General features: G+C 38.8%; 1 protein-coding gene. It reads right to left on the minus strand.

Translation table 11 applies throughout. The features are described from left to right. A partial coding sequence (locus ACNKXV_RS13860; protein WP_417908307.1) for a shikimate dehydrogenase family protein occupies positions 1-251 on the minus strand: 251 nt, incomplete at its 3' end. Positions 252-325 lie beyond the last annotated feature (74 nt).

Below are 325 nucleotides of genomic sequence, written 5' to 3' on the forward strand. Positions count from 1 at the left end.
GCACCAATCGTCTTACAAGCAGGATCGAGCTCATCCAAAAAGGAAATTACTTGCTCTTTGTAGGGAATTGTTACTGCCATTCCTTCCAGCTCAGGATGTTTTAAAAGTACTTCAGGAAAGTCTTCAATTTGAGGAATTTCATACAAATCAAATTGACAGCCGTTAATACCTTCTCTTTCAAACTTTGCGGTGAAATACTTCTTAGAAAAGGAATGTCCTAAAGGAAACCCGATCAACCCAAATTTTCTCATGAATGCTGAAGTTTGCTAGCCAACCACTCAATAAACAAGACTAATCCGATTCCTCCGATGAATGCACTAATTGC

This window comes from Christiangramia aquimixticola, assembly GCF_048285835.1.
Taxonomy (GTDB): Bacteria; Bacteroidota; Bacteroidia; order Flavobacteriales; family Flavobacteriaceae; genus Christiangramia; species Christiangramia aquimixticola.